Source organism: Paraburkholderia sp. (assembly GCF_035948235.1).
GTDB lineage: Bacteria > Pseudomonadota > Gammaproteobacteria > Burkholderiales > Burkholderiaceae > Paraburkholderia.
Genome location: NZ_DASZJJ010000106.1, coordinates 1 through 19,842, shown reverse-complemented (window position 1 = coordinate 19,842; position 19,842 = coordinate 1). Strand labels below are relative to the sequence as shown.

Annotated in this window: 18 protein-coding genes and 1 pseudogene; 11 read left to right on the top strand and 8 right to left on the bottom strand. The window is 64.9% G+C overall.

The window, feature by feature from the left end:
- Positions 1-52: 52 nt before the first annotated feature.
- Positions 53-598, bottom strand: coding sequence for a peptide-methionine (S)-S-oxide reductase MsrA (gene msrA / locus VG320_RS09210; protein WP_327199808.1), 546 nt, complete (start codon positions 596-598; stop codon positions 53-55).
- Positions 599-776: 178 nt separating this feature from the next.
- Here msrA and VG320_RS09205 point away from each other — a divergent pair, with 178 nt between their 5' ends.
- Positions 777-1,289, top strand: coding sequence for a flavin reductase family protein (locus VG320_RS09205; RefSeq protein ID WP_027816790.1), 513 nt, complete (start codon positions 777-779; stop codon positions 1,287-1,289).
- A gap of 48 nt (positions 1,290-1,337) precedes the next feature.
- Here the strand turns inward: VG320_RS09205 and VG320_RS09200 are convergent, their stop codons facing one another.
- A complete protein-coding gene (locus VG320_RS09200; protein ID WP_103702042.1) occupies positions 1,338-1,841 on the bottom strand; it encodes an Lrp/AsnC family transcriptional regulator in 504 nt (167 codons plus the stop codon).
- A gap of 131 nt (positions 1,842-1,972) precedes the next feature.
- On the opposite strand from VG320_RS09200, the gene kynB reads away from it, so the two are divergent.
- The 3 genes from kynB to kynA all read left to right on the top strand — a co-directional run bounded on the left by kynB (position 1,973) and on the right by kynA (position 4,897).
- Positions 1,973-2,605 carry an arylformamidase gene (kynB, locus tag VG320_RS09195; protein ID WP_327199807.1) on the top strand — a complete coding sequence of 211 codons (633 nt, stop codon included), beginning with the start codon at positions 1,973-1,975 and terminating at the stop codon, positions 2,603-2,605.
- A gap of 71 nt (positions 2,606-2,676) precedes the next feature.
- Positions 2,677-3,927 (top strand): kynureninase, encoded by a 1,251-nt coding sequence (gene kynU / locus VG320_RS09190; RefSeq protein ID WP_327199806.1) that lies wholly within the window; start codon positions 2,677-2,679, stop codon positions 3,925-3,927.
- 10 nt (positions 3,928-3,937) lie between these two features.
- A complete protein-coding gene (kynA, locus tag VG320_RS09185; RefSeq protein ID WP_327199805.1) occupies positions 3,938-4,897 on the top strand; it encodes a tryptophan 2,3-dioxygenase in 960 nt (319 codons plus the stop codon).
- Positions 4,898-4,960: 63 nt separating this feature from the next.
- Here kynA and purM read toward each other — a convergent pair whose 3' ends face one another.
- Positions 4,961-6,022 carry a phosphoribosylformylglycinamidine cyclo-ligase gene (gene purM, locus VG320_RS09180; protein ID WP_327199804.1) on the bottom strand — a complete coding sequence of 354 codons (1,062 nt, stop codon included), beginning with the start codon at positions 6,020-6,022 and terminating at the stop codon, positions 4,961-4,963.
- Between the two features lie 262 nt (positions 6,023-6,284).
- On the opposite strand from purM, the gene VG320_RS09175 reads away from it, so the two are divergent.
- The 7 genes and pseudogenes from VG320_RS09175 to panB all read left to right on the top strand — a co-directional run bounded on the left by VG320_RS09175 (position 6,285) and on the right by panB (position 13,349).
- On the top strand, positions 6,285-7,364 hold the full coding sequence (locus tag VG320_RS09175; RefSeq protein WP_327199803.1) for an AI-2E family transporter: 1,080 nt from the start codon (positions 6,285-6,287) through the stop codon (positions 7,362-7,364).
- A gap of 71 nt (positions 7,365-7,435) precedes the next feature.
- Positions 7,436-8,128: pseudogene (gene hda / locus VG320_RS09170) on the top strand (DnaA regulatory inactivator Hda); the annotation flags it as partial.
- Positions 8,129-8,826: 698 nt separating this feature from the next.
- On the top strand, positions 8,827-9,513 hold the full coding sequence (locus VG320_RS09165) for an HAD family hydrolase (protein ID WP_327199802.1): 687 nt from the start codon (positions 8,827-8,829) through the stop codon (positions 9,511-9,513).
- A complete protein-coding gene (gene pcnB, locus VG320_RS09160; RefSeq protein ID WP_327199801.1) occupies positions 9,510-11,129 on the top strand; it encodes a polynucleotide adenylyltransferase PcnB in 1,620 nt (539 codons plus the stop codon). The genes VG320_RS09165 and pcnB overlap by 4 nt, the downstream gene beginning before the upstream one ends.
- A gap of 75 nt (positions 11,130-11,204) precedes the next feature.
- Complete coding sequence (folK, locus tag VG320_RS09155) at positions 11,205-11,774, top strand: 2-amino-4-hydroxy-6-hydroxymethyldihydropteridine diphosphokinase (protein WP_327199800.1); 570 nt, start codon at positions 11,205-11,207, stop codon at positions 11,772-11,774.
- Positions 11,771-12,451 carry a deoxynucleoside kinase gene (locus VG320_RS09150; RefSeq protein ID WP_327199799.1) on the top strand — a complete coding sequence of 227 codons (681 nt, stop codon included), beginning with the start codon at positions 11,771-11,773 and terminating at the stop codon, positions 12,449-12,451. The genes folK and VG320_RS09150 overlap by 4 nt, the downstream gene beginning before the upstream one ends.
- A gap of 82 nt (positions 12,452-12,533) precedes the next feature.
- A complete protein-coding gene (gene panB / locus VG320_RS09145) occupies positions 12,534-13,349 on the top strand; it encodes a 3-methyl-2-oxobutanoate hydroxymethyltransferase (RefSeq protein ID WP_327199798.1) in 816 nt (271 codons plus the stop codon).
- A 90-nt stretch (positions 13,350-13,439) separates the two neighbouring features.
- On the opposite strand, the gene pabB is transcribed toward panB, so the two are convergent.
- The 5 genes from pabB to grpE all read right to left on the bottom strand — a co-directional run bounded on the left by pabB (position 13,440) and on the right by grpE (position 19,667).
- On the bottom strand, positions 13,440-15,335 hold the full coding sequence (gene pabB / locus VG320_RS09140) for an aminodeoxychorismate synthase component I (protein WP_327199797.1): 1,896 nt from the start codon (positions 15,333-15,335) through the stop codon (positions 13,440-13,442).
- A 78-nt stretch (positions 15,336-15,413) separates the two neighbouring features.
- Entirely contained in the window at positions 15,414-16,547 is a 1,134-nt protein-coding gene (gene dnaJ, locus VG320_RS09135; protein WP_327199796.1) for a molecular chaperone DnaJ, read from the bottom strand.
- Between the two features lie 6 nt (positions 16,548-16,553).
- Positions 16,554-16,823, bottom strand: a complete 270-nt coding sequence (locus tag VG320_RS09130; protein ID WP_327199795.1) for a hypothetical protein — start codon at positions 16,821-16,823, stop codon at positions 16,554-16,556.
- Positions 16,824-18,782 (bottom strand): molecular chaperone DnaK, encoded by a 1,959-nt coding sequence (gene dnaK / locus VG320_RS09125; RefSeq protein ID WP_327199794.1) that lies wholly within the window; start codon positions 18,780-18,782, stop codon positions 16,824-16,826. It lies immediately after the preceding gene.
- A 318-nt stretch (positions 18,783-19,100) separates the two neighbouring features.
- The gene (grpE, locus tag VG320_RS09120; protein WP_327199793.1) at positions 19,101-19,667 is read right to left on the bottom strand and encodes a nucleotide exchange factor GrpE; all 567 of its coding nucleotides are present in this window, start codon (positions 19,665-19,667) and stop codon (positions 19,101-19,103) included.
- Positions 19,668-19,842: the final 175 nt, after the last annotated feature.

The following is a 19,842-nucleotide window of genomic DNA, read 5'->3' as shown; positions in this document are numbered from 1 at the left end:
CCCCCCCCCCCCCCCCCCCGCTGCGCTCTACCTGAGCGGATCTACGCTGGACTCAAGCCTTGAGCCGATGCGCAAATTTCTGGCGGAACTTCGCCACCTTCGGCGCGACCACGAACGCACAATAGCCCTGATCCGGATGCTGCGCGAAGTAGTTCTGGTGATAGGCCTCGGCGGGGAAATAGTTGCCGTCGAGCGGCAGCACCTGGGTCACGATCTTGCCGTCGTAGACGCCTTCGGCCGCCAGTTCGCGGATCGCCTGTTCCGCGATGTCGCGCTGTGCATCCGAATGCGTAAAGATCGCCGAGCGGTACTGCGTGCCCACGTCATTGCCCTGACGGTTCAACTGGGTCGGATCATGGATCGCGAAGAAAATGTCGAGAATCTCGCGATAGCTGATCTTCGCGGGGTCGAAATCGACTTTCACGACCTCGGCATGGCCCGTAGCGCCGTCGCAGACCTGCTCGTAGGTCGGATTGACCGTCTGGCCGCCCGCGTAGCCCGACTCCACCGCCAGCACGCCTTCCACGCGCAGATAGACCGCTTCGAGACACCAGAAACATCCGCCGCCCAGCGTGGCCGTTTCGATCGTCTGACTCATGCTCAACTCTCCTTTGACAATGGCGGGCGCGCCGTGAGCGCCGCGCGTGCGTTGCGCGGTAACCGCTGCGTGAGTGGGTCTAAGCCCAGCCGTGCGCCGCTTTTCGCTAAAATTGGGGCAATTCGCCGAAATTCCACATGATTATTCCGACTTCCGCTTCGACTGCGGGCCTGCAGCCATGACCCGCCGCGCCAGCCCGCCCAACTTCGACGCCGCCGCTTTTCGCCGCGCGCTCGGCCAGTTCGCGACCGGCGTGACGGTCATCACGACGCGCGCACCCGACGGCCAGCTCATCGGCATCACCGCGAGTTCGTTCAATTCGGTCTCGCTCGATCCGCCGCTCGTGCTCTGGAGCCTCGCGACGCGCTCGGCGTCGATGCCGGTGTTCCGCAGCAACAGCCATTATGTGGTGAATGTGCTCGCCGCGTCGCAGCTCGACCTGTGCAAGCGCTTCGCGACCGTGAAGGGCGACCGCTTCGAAGGCGTCTCGCACGCGGCCGGCGACAGCGGCATGCCGGTGCTCGACGGCGCCATCGCCTGGTTCGAGTGCCATAACCGCAGCCGCTACGACGAAGGCGATCACGTCATCTTCGTGGGCGAAGTGGAGCGCTGCGGTGTGCGCGAGGACCTCGACCAGGCATCGCCGCTCGTGTTCCACGGCGGCGGCTTTCATCAGATCGAACCGCTTTGATCTTCGCGGGTCCGGGGTACACACCGGACCCCACCCGCACTTCAGGCCTCAGTTTGCCTTCGGCTCGCCGCGCTGCGCGATCAGGTCGACGGGCACCCCCGCCTCCACCTTGAGCGTCGTCAGCACGATGTTCGAGCGGATATCCATCACGCCCGGCGCCTTGTACAGCTTGTTGAGCACGAAATCCGAGTAGTGCTTGAGGTTGTGCGCGAGCACGCGCAGCAGATAGTGCGTCTCCCCCGTCACCACATACGCGCCCACCACCTCCGGCCAGTCACGCAGCGCCGTGACGAAGCGCTCGTGCCAGCTTTCCTGGTCGTTGCGCATCGAGACCTGCACGAAGGCCTCCATCTCGAAGCCGAGAATCTCCCGGTTCAGACTGGCGCGATAGCGCTCGACCACGCCCTGCTCTTCGAGCAGGCGTAGCCGTCGCAGGCACGCGGACGGCGACAGCGAAATACGTTCGGCCAGATCGAGGTTGCTGATGCGGCCCTCGTTCTGGAGTACGGCAAGAATCCGGCAATCGGTTGCGTCGAGCGAGATAGCGTTCATATTTGGTCCCCTTTCCCCTCTTGTAACAAATTATGTGCCAAGAACTGTAGCGTACGGCGTTTTTTTCGCAAGCACATTTCGCAGAGGGTTGCCTATCATTCGAAAAATATCCACACAAACCTGTAATCGAGATGAACGCCCTCTGGGATATTTCACCCCCGATCCATCCCGCAACACCCGTCTGGCCTGGCGATACGACGGTCAGCGTCGAGCGTGTCTGGCGCATGGAAGCCGGCTCGCCGGTCAATGTGGCGCGCCTGACGCTCTCGCCGCACACCGGCGCGCACACCGACGCGCCGCTGCACTATGACGCCGAGGGTGCGCCCATCGGCGAGGTGCCGCTCGATACCTATATCGGCAAATGCCGCGTGATTCATTGCATTGGCGCCGCGCCTCTGGTGCTGCCGGAACACGTTCAAGGCGCGCTCGACGGCATTCCGCCGCGCGTGCTGCTGCGCACCTACGCGCAGGCGCCGCAGGATCGCTGGGATAGCGCGTTCTGCGCCGTCGCGCCGGAGACGATCGACCTGCTTGCCGCGCACGGCGTGCGCCTGATCGGCATCGATACGCCTTCGCTCGACCCGCAGGAGTCGAAGACGATGGACGCGCATCACCGTATCCGCGCGCATCGCATGGCGATTCTCGAAGGCGTGGTGCTCGACGCCATCGCGCCCGGCGACTTTGAGCTGATCGCGCTGCCGCTGAAATTCGCGACGCTCGACGCCAGCCCCGTGCGCGCCGTGCTGCGCCCACTGACGCAATAAAACACGCATCAACACCAAAAACACCGGTTGCACCGCAATCGCCCGAGACACCTTCAAGACTGACCATCGACATGAACGACCGTAACGAAGCCCTGGCCGCCGACCGCGCCGACCCGCTCGCGGCGCTGCGCGAGCAGTTCACGCTCTCTCCCGAGACCATCTATCTCGACGGCAACTCGCTGGGTGTGCCGCCGCAGGCCAGCGCCGCACGCGCCCAGGCCGTGATTGGCGGTGAATGGGGCGAGGGCCTGATTCGCAGCTGGAACACAGCGGGCTGGTTCGCGCTGCCGCGGCGCCTGGGCAACAAGCTCGCCCCGCTGATCGGCGCCGCCGAGGACGAAGTGGTCGTCACCGACACTATCTCAATCAATCTCTTCAAGGCGCTGTCCGCCGCGCTGCGCGTGCAGAACGCGCGCGATCCGAAGCGCCGCGTGATCGTCTCCGAGCGCTCGAATTTTCCGAGCGATCTGTACATCGCGCAGGGCCTGATCGAGCAACTCGATCGCGGCTACGAACTGCGCCTCGTGGACGATCCGTCCGAGCTGCCCGCTGCGATCCGCGACGACGTGGCCGTAGCGATGATCACGCACGTGAACTACCGCACCGGCGAGATGCACGACATGCGCGCGCTCACCGAACACATTCACGCGCAGGGCGCGCTCGCGCTGTGGGACCTCGCGCATTCGGCGGGCGCGGTGCCGGTCGACCTGAACGGCGTGAACGCCGATTACGCGGTCGGCTGCACCTACAAGTACCTGAATGGCGGCCCTGGCTCGCCGGGCTTCGTGTGGGTGCCCAAACGCAACCAGAACACCTTCGCGCAGCCGCTGTCGGGCTGGTGGGGCCACAAGTCGCCGTTCGAGATGAACCCGCAGTACCGTCCCGACGACGGCATCGGCCGCTATCTGTGCGGCACGCAGCCGATCGTCTCGATGGCGCTGGTCGAATGCGGACTCGACGTGTTCCTGCAAACCGATATGCAGGCGATCCGCCGCAAGTCGCTCGCGCTCACCGATCTGTTTATCGAACTGGTGGAAACGCGCTGCAAGGAATTCGATCTGACGCTCGTCACGCCGCGCGAGCATGCGCAGCGCGGCTCGCATGTGAGCTTCGAGCATCCGCACGGTTATGAAGTGATGCAGGCGCTGATCGCGCGCGGCGTGATCGGCGACTACCGCGAGCCGCGCGTGCTGCGCTTTGGCTTCACGCCGCTTTACGTGCGTTATGTCGATGTCTGGGATGCCGTGGAAACGCTGCGCGACGTGCTGGCGACCGAGTACTGGCGCAAGCCCGAATTCGCCGCACGCGGCGCGGTGACCTGAGGAGCGCGCGATGAACGATCACATGCAGATTCCGGGTGTGCCCGAGGACGCCAGCACATCGAAGGAAACGCCGCGTGGCGGCTGCCCGTTCGGCCATGGCGCGGCGGGACACGCTACGCCGCCCACTGCCGAAGCCGCAGCGGAACAAGGCGACGGCTGGCACGACGCGCAACTCGACTTTTCGAAGTCGATGAGCTACGGCGATTATCTTGGCCTCGATTCGGTGCTCAACGCGCAGCACCCTTTGTCGCCCGATCACAACGAGATGCTGTTCATCGTCCAGCATCAGACCAGCGAGTTGTGGATGAAACTCGCGTTGTACGAATTGCGCGCGGCCCTCGCCAACGTGCATCGCGACGAACTGCCGCCAGCGTTCAAGCAGCTTGCGCGCGTCTCGCGCATCCTGGAGCAACTGGTGCAGGCGTGGAGCGTGCTGTCGACGCTCACGCCTTCGGAATACACGGCGATGCGGCCGTATCTGGGCGCGTCGTCGGGATTTCAGTCGTACCAGTACCGCATGATCGAGTTTCTGCTCGGCAACAAGAACGCGCAGATGCTCAAGCCGCACGAACATCGGCCCGAGATTCACGCGCAGGTGAAGGCAACGCTGGACGCGCCGTCGTTCTACGACGAGGTGATCCGCCTGCTGGCGCGGCGCGGCTTCGCGATTGCACCCGAGCGGCTTTCACGCGACTGGAGCGAGGCGACGCAACACGACACCACGGTCGAGGCGGCGTGGCTGGAGATCTATCGCAATCCCTCGAAGCACTGGGATCTTTACGAGATGGCGGAAGAACTCGTCGATCTGGAGGACGCGTTCAGGCAATGGCGCTTCCGCCATGTGACGACGGTGGAGCGCATTATCGGCTTCAAGCAGGGCACGGGCGGCACCAATGGCGCGCCGTATCTGCGCAAGATGCTCGACGTCGTGCTGTTTCCGGAGCTGTGGCACGTACGCACGGTGCTTTAAGGCGCGACAAAAGAAAAAGCCCGCCAGTGATGGCGGGCTTTTTACGCAGAAAACGCGCGCGGCTTAAACCACCACGGTCTGCGCTTCGCCTTCCTTGCTTTCGCGCACGACGCCGATCTTCCAGACCTGCTCGCCGGCGGCTGCCAGCAGCGCGGCGGCGGCATCAGCCTGGTCGGCTGCCACGATCACGGCCATGCCGATACCGCAGTTGAACACACGGTGCATTTCCGCGTCGGCGACGCCGCCTTCCTTCTGCAGCCACGAGAACAGCGGCGGCAGCGGCCATGCGGCGTGGTTCAGTTCAGCCGTGAGACCTTCGCGCAGCACGCGCGGAATGTTTTCGACCAGACCGCCGCCGGTGATGTGCGCCATGCCCTTCACGGTGATGGTTTCCATCAGCTTGAGCAGCGGCTTCACGTAGATGCGCGTGGGCGCCATCAGCGCGTCACCCAGCGAGCGGCCGTCGAAGTCGGCGTTCATGTCGGGGTTCGCGCGCTCGATGATCTTGCGCACCAGCGAGAAGCCGTTCGAGTGGATGCCGCTCGAGGCCAGACCCAGCACCACGTCGCCCGGGGTGATGGTGCTGCCGTCGATGATCTTGCTCTTTTCGACCGCGCCGACCGCGAAGCCCGCGAGGTCGTATTCGCCGTCCGGGTACATGCCCGGCATTTCCGCCGTTTCGCCGCCGATCAGCGCGCAGCCCGACAGCTCGCAACCCTGGGCGATGCCCTGCACGACCGTGGCCGCCGTATCGACGTCCAGCTTGCCGCAGGCGAAGTAGTCGAGGAAGAACAGCGGCTCGGCGCCCTGCACGAGAATATCGTTGACGCTCATCGCGACGAGATCCTGGCCGACCGTGTCGTGTTTGTTCAGATGAAACGCGAGACGCAGCTTGGTGCCCACGCCGTCGGTACCCGAAACCAGCACGGGTTCCTTGTACTTCTTCGGCACTTCGAAGAGTGCGCCGAATCCGCCGATGCCGCCCATCACGCCATCGCGCAGGGTCTTTTTCGCAAAAGGCTTGATGCGATCGACGAGCGCATCGCCCGCGACCATGTCCACGCCGGCGTCGCGGTATGAGAGGCCTTGTTGGGAATTAGCGGGGCCGGATTTCGGTTCATTCATGGGGAAGCGCCAGAAGGTCGGTAAAATGCGATTTTAACCGATTGACGGCGCCCCGCCGCCGCGCGCCGGGTGACTATTTTGGTATGAGCCTCGCGCGCATGTGTGGCAAACAGGATGCGTAAGGGACGCAAAGGCGCTGCGAATGGGCAACCACGCGCGCCAGAACGGGCAGGAGACAAGGCGCAGCACGCGCAAATGATGGGCTGGAAAGACGGCCCATGCGCGGCCTGGCCAGCCCGCCCCACAACCGGAAAACCACGTTTTGTCGCAGAACACTCCGATTTTCACGCCGTACCAGCGTCAGGCCTTCATCTGGGCCGCGCTTGCGCTCGCCTTCGGCATCGTGCTGTGGCTGTTGCGCCCCGTGCTCACGCCTTTTCTTCTGGGCGGCCTGCTGGCTTACGTGCTGCAGCCGGGCGTGGCGTGGCTCGTGCGCCGGCGCGTGCCGCGCGGTCTCGCCGCGCTCACGATGATGCTGTTTTTCGCGCTGGTCGTGACGATGCTGGTCGTGCTGCTGCTCGCCGTGATCCAGAAGGAAGGGCCGCAACTGAAGCAGCAGGTGCCCGCGATGATCACGCATCTGCACGCCTGGCTGCAGCCCAAACTGAGCTTTCTCGGCGTGAGCGACGATATGCTCGACTTCCAGAGCCTGCGCGACATGATCACGAGTCGCGTGGAAGGCAGCGCGCAGACCATCGCGCTCTACGCATGGACGTCGATTCGCACCAGCAGCAACGTGGCGATCCAGGTCGTCTCGAATGCCGTGCTGGTGCCGCTCGTGCTGTTTTATCTGCTCTACGACTGGAACGCGATGCTCTCGCGCGTACAGACCTTCGTGCCGCGCCGCTGGTTTGCGCGCACCATGGAGCTGGCCGGCGAAATGGATCGCATGCTGGCGCAATATCTGCGCGGCCAGTTGCTGGTGATGGCGATTCTCGCGGCGTTCTACGCGGTCGCGCTGTCGATCGCGGGCTTCGAAGTTGCGCTGCCGGTGGGCGTGTTCACGGGCCTCGCGGTGCTGATTCCGTATCTGGGCTATGCGACGGGCCTCGTGCTCGCGCTCGTCGCCGCCCTGCTGCAGTTCGGTAGCTGGTATGGTTTCGGCGCGGTGGCGCTGATCTACGGCGTGGGCCAGGTGCTGGAGGGCTTTTTCCTCACGCCGCGCCTCGTGGGCGAGCGTATCGGCCTGCATCCGCTCGCGGTGATTTTTGCCTTGCTCGCCTTCGGGCAACTGTTCGGCTTCTTTGGCGTGCTGCTGGCGCTGCCGGCCAGCGCGATCCTCTCGATCGCCTTGCGCGAGTTGCGCCGCAGCTATCTCGCCAGCGCGCTCTATCGCAATTGAGCGCAATCGAGCCGCCATCAGGACCACAACGAGCAGACACAGAGAGACCCGGGACTTCGGCCAGACATACCGTGCAGCGACAGCTAACGCTCGATCTCGGCACTCCGCCGCCATCGACCTTCGACAACTTCCACACCGGCGCCAATGCGGAGCTGGTCGCGCGCCTGCGCGGGCTCGATGCCGCGCTCGCCGCGGGCGTCGATCCGAAGGCCGACCGCACGTTCTACGTCTGGGGCGAGCCGGGCAACGGCCGCTCGCATCTGCTGCGCTCGCTCGCCTTCGAGGCGCCGCCGGGCCATGTGCGCTATCTCGGGCCGCAAAGCGGCCTCGCGGCCTTCACGTTCGACCCGCGCGTGACGATTTACGCCGTGGACGACTGCGACTCGCTCTCGGGCGCGCAGCAGATCGCCCTGTTCAACCTCTTCAACGAGGTGCGCTCGCATCCGGCCACGGCGCTGGTCGCCACCGGCAATGCGCCGCCGATGGGGCTTGCGGTGCGCGAGGATCTGCGCACGCGGCTGGGCTGGGGTCTCGTATTCCATCTCGCGCCGCTTTCGGACGCGGGCAAGGCCGCCGTGCTCAAGCAGGCGGCGCGCGAGCGCGGCATCAATCTCGCCGACGACGTGCCGTCCTACCTGCTCACGCACTTCCGCCGCGACATGCCGAGCCTGATGCGCCTGCTCGACGCGCTCGACCGCTTTTCGCTGGAGCAAAAGCGTGCGGTGACGCTGCCGCTGCTGCGCACGATGCTGGCCAAGGGCGAAGGGCCGCTGAGTCCCGAAGCGCTCGCGGGCGATGACGCCGCGCTGTTCGCAATGCAGCCCGACGACGCGGAAATCGCCGATTTCGCGGGTGGTATCGGTGCCCAGGCGGATGCGCAAGCGGACGAACAAACGGACGAGCACGGCGCAGTGATCGCGCCCGATGCAGCCCCGGCAGGCGTCGAACTCGAGCTGTTCCCGCCCCAGCTCGAGGCGGATTCATCCGATCCGGCTTACGAAGCGCCCAAGCCCCCGGCGCTGCAGGCGCGCGAGCCGCTCGGCGAGAAACCCTTCCAGCCGCCGACCGACAATGTCGATGGCGAACTCGGCGTGAAATTCCGCGACGTCGTCCATCGCGAACTGGGTACCGAGCTGCAAGGCGAAGTCGAAGCCGACGTGAGCAACGAAATGACCGGCGAACTGAACGGCGATCTCGATCCGCCCGCCGTGGCCGCCGATCCGAACGCCCCGAACCGTCCGCCTGCCGCGACCGAAGCGCAGCCGGACGCCGCCGCGGAGCCAGCCCCACCGCAGCCCGATGGCGCCGCATCGGACACCGTCGCGCCCGATAAGTCCCCAAACGCCGCCGCGCAAGACGCACCCGGTTCGCAGACCGAATCACAGACCAACACGCAGCCCGCCCCGCCGGCCGACGCCGGCAGCGGCAACGGCTTCACCCGCTTCAAGTAAAATGAGCGCCCATGGCTAATCTCGCACTCTTCGATCTCGATCACACGCTGATCCCCACCGATAGCGACCACGAATGGGGCCGCTTCATGGTGAAGCTCGGCCTCGTGGACGCGGAACGCTTCACCGAGCAGAACGACTACTTCTACGGCCAGTACAAGGCTGGCACGCTCGACATCAACGCGTATCTCGTCGCCGCCCTCACGCCGCTCGCGAAACATTCGCGCGAACAGCTCAAGGCCTGGCACGACCAGTACATGCACGAAGTCATCAAGCCGGCCATGCTGCCCGTGGCGATCGAACTCGTGCAAAAGCACAAGGCTGCGGGCGACCTCGTCTGCATGGTCACGGCCACCAACGAATTCATCACGGCGCCCATCGGCGACGCCTTCGGCGTGGACAAGCTGATCGCGTGCGAAGTCGAAACCGTGGACGGCCACCCTGCCTCGGCATTCACCGGCCGCCCGACGGGCACGCCGAGCTTCCGCGAAGGCAAGATCACGCGCGTCGAAGCCTGGCTTGCCTCGCTCGGCAAGACCTGGTCGGACTTCGAGCACAGCTACTTCTATAGCGACTCGCACAACGACATTCCGCTGCTCGAAAAAGTCACCGACCCGATCGCGACCAACCCCGACGACACCCTGCGCGCCCACGCGCAAAAAGCAGGCTGGCGCATCCTCGATTTGTTCCAGGTATCGTGATCAAGAAATTCATCCGCAAGCTGTTCGGCCAGGACGACGCCGACACCCTCGATACGCAAGGCGAACATGGCGACGACGGCCGCGCAGCGGCTGTGCATGACGGCGACGCCGCCGTCGGCACCGCCACCCGGACGCGCCGCAAGACCGTCACGGTGAAAAAGGAAGCAAAGCCGCGCGCCAATAAAGGCGCAGCCGACCCGACCACGCCCGTGATCCTGTCCGCCGATGTCCATGGCATCAACCCGTCGCTGATTTCCCGCAACGCCGTGCGCGTGACCGAAGGCCTGCAGCAAGCCGGCTTTCGCGCGTTCATCGTCGGCGGCGCGGTGCGCGACCTGCTGCTGGGCGTCGCGCCCAAGGATTTCGACGTCGCCACCGACGCCACGCCCGACCAGGTGCAGAAGCTGTTCCGCCGCGCGCGCATCATCGGCCGGCGTTTCCAGATCGTGCACGTGCAGTTCGGCCAGGAAATCATCGAAGTCTCGACCTTCCGCGCGCTCGTCGACGCACCGCCCGCCACCGCGCCCAGCGCCGCGCCGGCCAAACGTATGCGCCGCGACGAACTCGACCGCAAGACCCATCACGTCGACGCGAGCGGCCGCGTGCTGCGCGACAACGTCTGGGGCGAGCAGCACGAAGACGCCACGCGCCGCGACTTCACGATCAACGCGATGTACTACGATCCGGCCACGCAAACCGTGCTGGATTACCACAACGGCATGGCCGACATGCGCGCGCGTCTGCTGCGCATGATCGGCGACCCGGCTACGCGTTATCGCGAAGATCCGGTGCGCATGCTGCGCGTGGTGCGTTTCGCGGCCAAGCTCGGCTTCGAAATCGAGGAACACACGCGCGCGCCCATCGTGGAAATGGCCGATCTCATCAACAACGTGCCCGCCGCGCGTCTGTTCGACGAGATGCTCAAGCTGCTGCTTTCGGGTCACGCGCTCGAATGCCTGCGCTGGCTGCGCAAGGAAGGCCTGCATCATGGCCTGCTGCCGCTGCTCGACGTGGTGCTGGAACAGCCGCAGGGCGAACGCTTCATCACGCTCGCGCTGTCGAATACCGACGCGCGCGTGCGCGCGGGCAAGACAGTGTCGCCAGGCTTCCTGTTCGCCACGCTGCTGTGGCACGACGTGCAGCAACGCCTCACGCAGTACACGGCCGAAGGCGATTTCCCGGTGCCGGCGCTCAATCGCGCCATGGACGACGTGATCGAAGCGCAAACCGAAAAGCTCGCGATCCATCGCCGCTTCTCCTCGGATATGCGCGAGATCTGGGGCTTGCAGTTGCGCCTCGAAAAGCGCGGCCGCAGCGCGATCAAGCTGCTGGAACACCCGCGCTTCAGAGCGGGGTATGATTTCCTCCTGCTGCGCTGCGAATCGGGCGAGCTCGACGCCGAAATCGGCCAATGGTGGACCGACTTCATCAGCGGCGATCTCACCGCGCGCGAAACGCTGCTGAGCGCCGGCGGAAGCCGCGAGCGAGCGCCGCGCAAGCGCCGCCGCCGTGGCGGGGCGAAGAACCGCAAGGCGGGCGAAGCCGCCACCGGCGCCGAAGGTTCCGGCGCGGATCAGGCGTACGACGGGGGCCACGACGGCCCCGACGAGGACTGACGCCATGACAGGCGCAGCGCGTAGTGTGGGCGCCTCGAAAGCGCCTTTGCAACGATAGCCGCAGGAAGTGAAGCCATGACGGTTGCCTGGCTGGGAATCGGCGCAAATCTGGGGGATGCGCGCCAGACCCTCAAAGACGCGGTGGTGTGTCTTGCGCAACAGCACACCATCACCGTGGTCGCCAAATCGAGTCTGTACCGCACCGCGCCCATCGACGCGGGCGGCGACGACTATTTCAACTGCGTCGTGAAACTCGAAACGTGCCTCACGGCGCACGATCTGCTCGGTCTGTGCCAGCGCATCGAGCATCATTTCGGCCGCGAACGCCCCTTTCGCAACGCGCCGCGCACGCTCGACATCGACGTCCTGATGTTCGGCGACGCCGTGATCGACGACCCCGACCTGATCGTGCCGCATCCGCGCATGACAGGCCGCGCGTTCGTGCTGGCGCCGCTCGCCGAAATCGATGCGCAACTCGTGATTCCCGGTCAGGGCGTGGTGAGCGCGTTCCTGCCCGGCGTCGCCGATCAGCGCATCGAGAAGTTGCGGCCGCTTTGCGCGTGTCTGGGCACCGCGCCTGACAGCAACGAGGCAAAAGACAACGCCAGCGACGAAGGCGGCAAGAAAGCCGGCGGCTGCCAATGAACACGCCGCTGCCGATCGTCACCGCGCGCGCCGCACGGCCCGCGCTCGACTACATCGCGATCGAAGGGCCGATCGGCGCGGGCAAGACCGCGCTGGCCACGCGTCTGGCCGAACGCTGGTCGATGCAGACGCTGATCGAATCGCATGCCGACAACCCCTTTCTCGAACGCTTCTACCGCGACGCCTCGCGCCACGCGCTGGCCGCGCAGCTCGCCGTCGCCTTGCAGCGCGAGCGTCTGTCGCATGAAGTGAGCGCGCGCCGCAGCTCCGGCGCGCCGCTCGTGACCAACTTCCTCGCCGAGCGCAACGACGTGTTCGCGCGCCTGACGCTGCCCGAGGACGAACTGCCGCTCTATCGCGCGCTCGCCGCGCGCCTGCCGGTGCAAGCGCCCGCGCCCGACCTGGTCGTCTATCTGCAGGCCAGTCCCGAAGCGCTGTTCGCGCGCATCCAGAAACGCGCGGTGCCGGTGGAGCAGCACATCTCCGATGCCTTCCTGCGTGGGTTGTGCGACAGCTATAACGAATTTTTCTATCATTACGACCGCGCGCCGGTACTGACGGTCGGCGTCGAAAATCTGAATCCGCTCGACTCCGACGAGGATCTTGCGCTGATCGCCGAACGTATCGAAACGATGCGCGGGCGCAAGGAATCGTTCGTCAAGGGCACGCCGCTCTGAGCCCTGGCCTTACAAGGGCCATCGCCCAGGCGGCTGGCCGTCCGGTTTCTCCATCCATAACGGATCACCCCAGGATTTCTCCATGACTTACCTGCAGGAAACGAGCCGCAGCGCGATCACCGTGCCTAAGCTCCAGACCATGCGCGACGCTGGCGAAAAGATCGCCATGCTCACGTGCTACGACGCCAGCTTCTCCGCGCTGTGCGACCGCGCGGGCGTCGATACCGTGCTGATCGGCGACTCGCTCGGCAACGTGCTCCAGGGCCACACGACGACCCTGCCCGTCACGCTCGACGACATCGCCTATCACACGGCCTCGGTCGCGCGCGCCCAGCCGAAGGCGCTGATCGTCGCCGATCTGCCGTTCGGCACCTTCGGCACGCCCGAGGAAGCCTTCGCCAGCTCCGTGAAGCTCATGCGCGCGGGCGCGCAGATGGTCAAGATCGAGGGCGGCGAATGGCTCGCGCCTACCGTGAAGATGCTGGTCGAGCGCGCCGTGCCGGTGTGCGCGCATATCGGTCTCACGCCGCAGTCGGTGCATGCGTTCGGCGGCTTCAAGGTGCAGGGCAAAACCGACGCGGCCGCAGCCCAGCTCGTGCGCGACGCGCTCGCGCTGCAGGAGGCGGGCGCACAGCTCGTCGTGATCGAGGCGGTGCCTTCGGCGCTGGGCGCGGAAGTCACGAAGCAGTTGCGCATTCCGACCATCGGCATTGGCGCGGGTCTGGATTGCTCGGGCCAGGTGCTGGTGCTGCATGACATGCTGGGCATTTTCCCCGGCAAGCGTCCGCGCTTCGTGAAGGACTTCATGGAAGGCCAGCCGAATATCGAATCGGCCGTGCGCGCCTATGTGAAGGCGGTGAAGGAAGGCACGTTCCCGGGACCTGAACACGGGTTCTGAAGCCAGCCGTTTCATGCCGATATGAAAAAAGTGCGTGACCTTTTATGGCACGCGCTTTTTGTTTGGGACCGCTACGTTGCGTTGGCGACGTTACATCAGCTTCGCGGGCACGGCCCCGCGCAACGCATTGGTGAGCAGCAGCGCCTGCGCTTCGAGCACGTCGCCGCGCGTGAGCACGCGCTCCTTTGCACTGAGGGTTTCGTCGTCGAGCAGCACGCCGCGCATCACGCCCGGCAGCACGCCCGACGCCAGCGGCGGCGTGAACCACTGGCCGTCCAGCTTCACGAACACGTTGGAGCGGCCGCCTTCGGTCAGCTCGCCGCGCTCGTTGAAGAACAGCATGTCGAAGGCGCCCTGCGTTTCGGCCTCGCGCCATGCGCGGTCGAATTCGGCGCGACGTGTGGATTTGCGCAGCAACAGCGCATCGGCGGACGCGACCGGCGCGAAGCCGTGATCCGGCGCGAGCAGCACGCCAACCGTGTCGTGCGCCAGCGGCGCGAGCGGCGCTGAAGTGAGCGCGATCTCACCGCTCCTGGCGAGCGCCACGCGCACGCGATGCGGCGCGTCGCCGTCCGGCCACTGTGTGCACGCCTGACCAAGACGCTCGCGCAAGGCATCGACATCGCATGGAAAACCGAACCACGCGGCACTCGACGCGAGACGCGCAAGATGGCGGTCGAGATGGCGCACGCCTTCCGCGCGCGTCGCATACATCGTTTCGAACAGTTCGATGCCGGGGTCGGCCCCGGTCAGGAAACGGGCTTTCAAACGCATCTCCTCATATTCGTCGGCGGCCACGCTGTCGAGCACGATGCCCGCGCCCACGCCCATCTCGCCACGGCGCAGGCCGCCCGCGTCGGGTGCATCGAGCGTCAGCGTGCGGATCACCACCGACAGGCAAAAATCGCCGCACGCCTCACCGTCACGCGCCGCGTCAAGCCAGCCGATCGTGCCCGTGTACAGGCCGCGCGGCCCATGCTCCAGTGCGTCGATCAGCTCCATCGTGCGGTGCTTGGGCGCGCCCGTGATCGAGCCGCAGGGAAACAGCGCGCGCATCGCGTCGGCGAAGCTCGTGCCTTCGCGCAGCTTCGCTTCGACCGTCGAGGTCATCTGCCACACCGACGCATACGGCTCGACGCTAAAGAGCGCCGGCACGCGCACCGTGCCCGTCTGCGCCACGCGCGAAATATCGTTGCGCAGGAGATCGACGATCATCACGTTTTCGGCGCGATTCTTCGGATCGTTGGCGAGGAACTGCGCGGCGGCGGCGTCCTCGACGGGATCGGCCCAGCGCGCCGCCGTGCCTTTCATCGGTTTCGCGCGCAACGTTTCGCCGTGCTTCTCGACGAACAGTTCCGGCGAGCAGGACAGCACCCAGCGGTCGCCCGGCAGCGCGATGAGTGCGCCATAGCGCACGCGCTGACGCTCGCGCAGACGACGATAGAGCGCGAGCGGCGAGCCGAACGCCTCGAAGCCGAGCCGGTACGTGTAGTTGATCTGGTACGAATCGCCGATGCGCAGCGCGTCCTGCACCGCGCCGATATCGCGTTCGAAGCGTTCGCGGTCTACGCCCATCGTCACGCCCGCGATGCCCGCGGGATGCGGAGTCTCGCTGCCTTCGCGCGCGGCGAGCCAGGCATCGGCTTCGTCGCGCGAGAGCTTGTCGCAGCGTTCGAACAAGAAAAAACGCAGCGCGGCGAAGCCGGGCTGCGTTTCAGTGGACGAGCGGGACGAAGCAGGGGCGCTGGACTTGCTGAGCTTACCGAGCACGAGCGCGCGCCCGAAGTCGTAGTCGCCGAGCACGAGGCTATGCAGCCCCGCACTCTGCGCCTCGCGCACCTGTGCGCATACGACATCGAGATCGGACGGGCGCTCGCACGCCAGTTCGCGTACGAAGCCCGTATAGAGGCGGCTCGAACGGCTTGTGGCCGTCGCGTCGCCATCGTCGAGCAGCGCGAACACCGCGCCGCCTGGATTGACTGCCATTGTCTGACTACCTGTACTGCCAGCGGTCCGCGGCGCACCGGACGCATAAACCGACCCGCGCGCCCTCAAAACCGCACGTCAATCGAAGAAGCTCTTCACGCGGTCGAACCAGCTCTTGCTTTGCGGGCTGTGGCGCGAGCCGCCTTCCACGAGCGACTTCTCGAACTGCTGGAGCAGTTCGCGCTGATGCTCGGTGAGCTTGACCGGCGTTTCCACCTGCACGTGCACGTAGAGGTCGCCCGCGATGCTCGAACGCAGACCCTTGATGCCCTTGCCGCGCAGACGGAACGTCTTGCCCGACTGCGTGCCTTCGGGCACCGGGAAGGTCGCGCGGCCAGCCAGCGTGGGCACTTCGATTTCGCCGCCCAGCGCTGCCGTAGCGAACGGAATCGGCATCTGGCAATGCAGATCGTCGCCGTCGCGCTCGAAAACCGCGTGCTGCTTGATGTGGATTTCGACGTACAGATCGCCCGAAGGACCGCCGTTGATGCCAGGCTCGCCGTTGCCGGCCGAGCGAATGCGCATGCCGTCGTCGATGCCCGCCGGAATCTTCACTTCCAGCGTCTTGGTTTCCTTCACCTTGCCCGCGCCGTGGCAGGACGTGCAGGGCTCGGGGATGTACGAACCGGTGCCGTGGCACTTCGGGCAGGTCTGCTGGATGCTGAAGAAGCCCTGCGACATGCGCACCGAACCCGAACCATGACAGGTCGGGCAGGTTTCCGGCTTGGTGCCGGGCTTCGCGCCCGAGCCGTGGCAGACTTCACAACTGCTCCAACCCGGCACGCGGATCTGCGTTTCGTAACCGTGCGCCGCCTGCTCCAGCGTAATTTCCATGCTGTAGCGCAGGTCCGCGCCGCGATACACCTGCGGGCCGCTGCGCTGGCCGCCGCGGCCGCCCGCGGCCTGGCCGAAGATATCGCCAAAGATGTCGCCGAAGGCATCCGCGAAACCGCCGAAGCCCTGCGCACCCGCGCCGCCCATGTTGGGATCGACGCCCGCGTGGCCGTACTGGTCGTATGCCGCGCGCTTTTGCGAGTCCGACAGCATTTCATAGGCCTCTTTGACCTCCTTGAAATGCTCTTCCGCATCCTTGTTGTCCGGATTACGGTCGGGGTGATACTTCATCGCCAGCTTGCGATACGCCTTCTTGATTTCGTCGTCGCTCGCGTTCTTCGCGACGCCCAGAACCTCGTAGTAATCCCGTTTCGCCATATCGGTTCAACGCCATGCGCACGCTGCGCGCACGCCGGCTCCTCTTGAATGCTGGATCTCGTGACCCGTTAGCCGCTCTTTTTGAACCCCGCGCGCGCGTTTTTGCTGCGCTTGCGGCCCCTGAAAAAGAACGACCTCCATAAAACAAATGTGCCCGGAGAGCCGTGAAGGCCCGCCAGGCGCTGCAATGCAGAGCGCATCGTAACCGATGCGGCTGCTGCCGTCTTTGCCGCTCAGGCTGCAACCGTAAAGTTGCAGCCCTGCGCGGGCAGACATTTAGTCCTTCTTGACTTCCTTGAACTCGGCGTCGACCACGTCGTCGGCGTGGTTCTGTGCGCCTTGCTCGGCACCGGCCGCGCCTGCGCCAGCCGCACCTGCCGCGCCCGCAGCACCAGCCTGCTGGGCCTGCATGTCGGCGTACATCTTTTCGCCGAGCTTCTGCGATGCGGTGGACAGCGCCTCGACCTTCGCTTCGATCGTCGCCTTGTCAGCCGACGCGTCCTTCAGCGTGTCTTCGAGTTCCTTCAGCGACGCTTCGATCTTGTCCTTTTCGGACGCATCGATCTTGTCGCCGTACTCGGCCACGGCCTTCTTCGTGCTGTGCACCAGTGCATCGCCCTGGTTGCGCGCATCGGCCAGCTCACGCAGACGGTGATCCTCTTCCGCGTTCGCTTCGGCGTCCTTCACCATCTTCTCGATTTCGGCTTCCGACAGACCCGAGTTCGCCTTGATCGTGATGCGGTTTTCCTTGCCCGTCGCCTTGTCCTTCGCGCCGACGTGCAGAATGCCGTTCGCGTCGATGTCGAAGCTCACTTCGATCTGCGGCACGCCGCGCGGTGCCGGCGGGATGCCTTCGAGGTTGAACTCGCCCAGCAGCTTGTTGCCGGCTGCCATTTCGCGTTCACCCTGGAACACCTTGATCGTCACGGCCGACTGGCTGTCGTCAGCCGTCGAGTAGACCTGCGCGTGCTTGGTCGGGATCGTGGTGTTCTTGTTGATCATCTTCGTCATCACGCCGCCGAGCGTCTCGATACCGAGCGACAGCGGAGTCACGTCGAGGAGCAGCACGTCCTTGCGGTCGCCCGACAGAACCTGACCTTGAATCGCGGCGCCAACGGCCACGGCTTCGTCCGGGTTCACGTCACGGCGCGGGTCCTTGCCGAAGAATTCCTTGACCTTCTCCTGCACCTTCGGCATACGCGTCTGGCCGCCGACGAGGATGACGTCGTCGATATCGCCGACCTTCACGCCTGCGTCCTTGATCGCCACGCGGCACGGCTCGATGGTGCGCTCGATCAGGTCTTCGACCAGCGCTTCCAGCTTGGCGCGCGTGATCTTCAGGTTCAAATGCTTCGGACCCGATGCGTCTGCCGTGATGTACGGCAGGTTGATTTCGGTCTGCTGGCCCGACGACAGTTCGATCTTGGCCTTTTCAGCCGCTTCCTTCAGGCGTTGCAGCGCGAGCACGTCCTTCGAGAGGTCGACGCCCTGCTCTTTCTTGAATTCGCCGATGATGTAATCGATGATGCGCTGGTCGAAGTCTTCGCCGCCGAGGAACGTGTCGCCGTTGGTCGAGAGCACTTCGAACTGCATTTCGCCGTCAACGTCTGCGATTTCGATGATCGAGATGTCGAACGTGCCGCCGCCCAGGTCGAACACGGCGATCTTGCGGTCGCCCTTTTCAGCCTTGTCCAGGCCGAAAGCCAGTGCGGCTGCGGTCGGCTCGTTGATGATGCGCTTGACTTCCAGACCGGCGATACGGCCTGCGTCCTTGGTAGCTTGACGCTGGCTGTCGTTGAAGTACGCGGGAACCGTGATCACAGCTTCCGTGACCGGCTCGCCAAGGTAGTCTTCAGCGGTCTTCTTCATCTTGCGCAGCACTTCTGCCGAAACCTGCGACGGCGCGAGGTTCTGGCCGTGTGCGGCAACCCATGCGTCGCCGTTGTCGTGCTTGACGATCTGGTAGGGCATCAGGTTGATGTCCTTCTGCACTTCCTTTTCGTCGAAGCGGCGGCCGATCAGGCGCTTGACAGCGTACAGCGTGTTGCGCGGGTTGGTGACCGACTGACGCTTGGCCGGTGCGCCGACCAGCACTTCGTTGTCGTCCATGTAGGCGATGATCGACGGCGTCGTGCGGGCGCCTTCCGAGTTTTCGATCACTTTGACCTGATTGCCTTCCATCAGCGCCACGCACGAGTTCGTGGTGCCGAGGTCAATACCGATGATTTTGCCCATTTTTCTCAATTCTCCAATTTTTGATCCGCTGTGCGTCCGCCGCTCGATCGCGGGCTGGCGTGACGCTGCAATAAATTCAGAACTGCTGCCCAAATAAGTGCCGAGCCGGCGTTTTCAAGAGCTTCGGGCTATGCGTTCGATAGTTTTTTTCGCTTTTTTTCCACCGGGCGGCGCATTTTCGCGATGTTCGGGAAAAAGCGCCACCTTTCGCTTTCGAATGCCTTTCGTGAAGGCCGTTTGAAGCGATCGTCGGTGCTTTCGGATACGGCAGTTATCGGCCGATCCGGGCTGCCGGTTTAGCCGGGCTGTCTTTCGCTATTACTTCGGTGCGGACACCGTGACCAGCGCGGGGCGCAGCACGCGCTCGGCGATCACATAGCCCTTTTGCAGCACGGACACAACGGTGTTGGCGTCCTGCTCGGACGGCACCATCGAGATAGCCTGATGGCGGTGCGGGTCGAACTTCTCGCCGACGGGATTGATCGCGACGACCTTGCCCTTCTCCAGCGCACCGGAGAGCTGCTTGAGCGTGAGTTCGACGCCTTCGTTGACCTTGGCCAGATCGTCCGAGCCGTGCGCCAGCGCGGCTTCGAGGCTGTCCACCACGGGCAGCAGGTGTTCCGCGAAGCTTTCGATCGCGAACTTGTGCGCCTTCGTGACGTCTTCCTGGGCGCGGCGGCGGACGTTTTCCGTCTCGGCCTTGGCGCGCATGAACGCGTCCTGCAGTTCGGCGATTTTTGCCTGCGCTTCGGCCAGCGCGGCGTCCGCGCCTTCCGCAGCCTGTGCGGCAACGCCTTCCTGCGGCTGGGCGGCAGCAGCGGCTTGCGACGCCTCGTCCGCGGGCGTGGGGTTCTGGCTCGTCGGGTTCTCTTGCGTGTTTTCCATGTCGCTGAACGTCGTTGAATATTAAAAAGGGAATGAAGCGCGGACCATCCGATCCTTCTGCCCGCCGACTCGTTGTGCCAGCGCGACAGATGCTTCGTACATTGCGACAGCACATGGGTGCCGGATCGCTTGTTTCAAGGGCTTCGGGGCGCTTTTTTAGACAGAGTTCAAAGTG